This window comes from Intestinimonas sp. (assembly GCF_026169115.1).
In the GTDB taxonomy this organism is placed as follows: Bacteria; Bacillota; Clostridia; order Oscillospirales; family Oscillospiraceae; genus Intestinimonas.
The window spans coordinates 1-3,185 of record NZ_JAPFEA010000102.1; the positions used below are offsets into that span (position 1 = coordinate 1).

The 3,185-nt window shown below is 66.2% G+C and carries 2 protein-coding genes and 1 pseudogene; all 3 read left to right on the forward strand.

Annotated features, from left to right (window positions below):
- On the forward strand, positions 1 to 1,073 hold a 1,073-nt coding region (gene larC / locus Q0Y09_RS09045; RefSeq protein WP_297720631.1), incomplete at its 5' end, for a nickel pincer cofactor biosynthesis protein LarC.
- A gap of 19 nt (positions 1,074 to 1,092) precedes the next feature.
- Positions 1,093 to 2,658 carry an ABC transporter substrate-binding protein gene (locus Q0Y09_RS09050; protein ID WP_297720632.1) on the forward strand — a complete coding sequence of 522 codons (1,566 nt, stop codon included), beginning with the start codon at positions 1,093 to 1,095 and terminating at the stop codon, positions 2,656 to 2,658.
- 109 nt (positions 2,659 to 2,767) lie between these two features.
- A pseudogene (locus tag Q0Y09_RS09055) lies at positions 2,768 to 3,185 on the forward strand (ABC transporter permease); the annotation flags it as partial.

The window sequence follows — 3,185 nt, forward strand, 5'->3', positions numbered from 1 at the left end:
ATCATGAACATGACCACGACCATCACCATGACCATGGGCACGATCATGAACATGACCACGACCATCACCATGACCATGGGCACGATCATGAACATGACCACGACCACCATCATGACCATCACCACGACCACCATCACGCCTCCCCCGATCACATCCGTGGCCTCATCGACGGCATGGACCTGCCGGAGGCGGTCAAGGAGAAGGCCCGGGAGGTCTACGACGCCATCGCCCGGGCCGAGGCCAAGGCCCACGGTTGTCCCGTGGGCGAGGTCCATTACCACGAGGTGGGGGCTCTGGACGCTGTGGCCGACGTGGTGGGGGCCTGCTACGCCGTGTGGCTCCTCTCCCCCGATCAGATCCTGGCCTCTCCCGTCCATGTGGGCAGCGGCACCGTCCGCTGCGCCCACGGCATCATGCCGGTGCCCGCCCCCGCCACCGCCAATCTGCTCGCCGGAGTGCCCTCTTACGGCGGCGAGGTCTTCGGCGAGCTGTGTACCCCCACCGGCGCCGCCCTGCTGGTCTCCTTTGCCCGGTCCTTCGGCCCCATGCCCGTCCTGGCAGTCGACAAGGTGGGCTGCGGCGTGGGCCGGAAGGTCTTCGACCGGCCCAACTGCGTCCGGGCCTTCCTGGGCGCCTGCGGCGGCAGCGCCAACGGCTCCATCTGCGAGCTGGTCTGCAACATTGACGACATGACCCCCGAAGCCCTGGCCTACGCCTGTGAGCAGCTCCTCGCCGCAGGCGCGCTGGACGTCTACACCCTGCCCGGCACCATGAAGAAGGGCCGCTCCGGCCATCTTCTGACGGTGCTGTGCGACCCGTCCCTGGAGGCGTCCCTGGCCCAGGCCGTCCTCACCCACACCACCACCATCGGGCTGCGCGTCCGCCGGTGTGAAAAATATTTCCTCACCCCCGGCGCCGGGACCGTACCCACCCCCTATGGGGAGATCGACGTCAAGACGGCGGAGGGCTTCGGCCTTTCCAAGGTCAAGCCGGAGCACGCTTCGGTGGCCGCCGCCGCCCAGGCCCACGGCGTGCCCTACCAGACCGTCTGGCAGGCCGCACAGAAAGAATAAGAGAAATCAGGAGGATATTATGAAACGACTGCTGTCCTGTCTGCTCGCCCTCGCCCTCATCACCGGCTGTGCCGGTGGAGGGACGACTTCCACCCCCTCTGCCCCGGATCGCCCCTCCGATGAGGTGGTGGTGGTCATGGGCCCCACCTCGGAGCCCGAGGCCGGCTTTGACCCCGCCTTTGGCTGGGGCGCCGGCGAGCACGTCCACGAGCCCCTCATCCAGTCCACCCTCACCGTCACCAACGCCGACCTCACCATCGGCTACGACCTGGCCACCGATCTTTCCGTCAGTGACGACGGTCTCACCTGGACCGTCACCATCCGGGACGACGTGACCTTCACCGACGGGGAAGCCCTGACGGCGGAGGATGTTGCCTTCACCTACAACACCGTCAAGGCCACCTCCTCGGTGAATGACTTCACCATGCTCGCCTCGGCTGAGGCGGTGGACGACACCACTGTGGTCTTCCACATGACCACCCCCTACTCCATCTGGCCCTACACCATGGCCATCGTGGGCATCGTCCCCGCCCACGCCTACGACAGCGCCACCTACGGCTCCGCCCCCATCGGCTCGGGGCGGTATACCCTGGTCCAGTGGGACCGGGGGGAGCAGATCATCCTGGCGGCCAACCCCGACTACTACGGCGAATCCCCCAAAATGAAGAAGGTCACCATCCTTTTCATGGAGGAGGACGCCGCCTTTCTGGCCGTCCAGGCGGGACAGGCCGACCTGGCCTATACCTCGGCCACCTATGCCGACCAGAGCCCCAAGGGGTACTCCCTCCTTTCCTGCGAGAGCGTGGACAACCGGGGCGTCAACCTGCCCACCCAAGGCAATCCCGTCACCGCCGACCTGGCCGTCCGCCGGGCCATCAACCTCGGCGTGGACCGGGAGGAGATGATCCAAAACGTCCTGGGCGGACACGGCACCCCGGCTTACAGCGTCTGCGACAAGCTCCCCTGGTACAATCCCGCCTCGGAGGTGGCCTATGACCCCGAGGAGGCCGTCCGTCTCCTGGAAGAGGGCGGCTGGACTCTGGGGGACGACGGCGTCCGGGTGAAGGATGGCGTCCGTGCCGAGCTCACGCTGCTCTACTCCACCGGCGACTCGGTGCGGCAGGCCCTGGCCGCCGACCTCTCCAACCAGCTCTCCGTGCTGGGCATCGCCTGCACCATTGAGGGTGTGGGCTGGGATACCGCCTATGACCGCGCCCTCACCTCCCCCCTGTTGTGGGGCTGGGGGGCCCACAACCCCATGGAGCTCTACAACATCTATCACTCCATGCCCGACACCGGCACCGCCCTCTACTCCCCCTACGCCAACCCCGCCGTGGACAGCTACATGGACCAGGCGCTCCACTGCTCCGATCTGGAGGAGTCCTATGCCCTGTGGCAGAAGGCCCAGTGGGACGGGACCACCGGCGTCACCCAGGACGGCGACATCCCCTGGGTGTGGCTGGTGAACGTCAACCACCTCTACTGGGTCCGGGACGGGCTCCAGGTGGCCGACCAGAAGATTCACCCCCACGGCCACGGCTGGTCCATCGTCAACAACGTGGACCAGTGGTCCTACGTTTCTTGACCTACGTTTCTTGAAAGAAAAGTAGGCAAAAGAACTTTATTCTTTGGCATTTGACTGACGTATTTTCTTCTCTCTAAGAAACCAAACCACTTGAAGGAGGTCTCAGCCCATGCTCCACCGTCTGGGCTTCGCCGGCAAAAAGCTACTGCGCATGATCCTGCTCCTGCTGGGGGTGAGTCTGGCGGCCTTTCTCCTCATGTCGGCCTCCCCCCTGGACCCCCTCCAGACCAACATCGGGCAGGCCGCCCTGGGCGCCATGAGCCAGGAGCAGATCGCCCAGCTGGAGGACTACTGGGGGGTCAACGACCCGCCCCTGGAGCGGTATCTGGGCTGGCTTTCCGGCGTGCTCCGGGGAGATCTGGGGACCTCCCTCCTCTACCGGGTCCCCGTCGCCCAGGTCCTGGCGGAGCGGCTCCGAAACTCCCTGTGGCTCATGGCCGCCGCCTGGGCCCTCTCCGGCGCGCTGGGTCTGCTGCTGGGCGCGGTGGCCGCCGCCTGCCGGGGCCGCTGGCCGGACAGGCTCATCC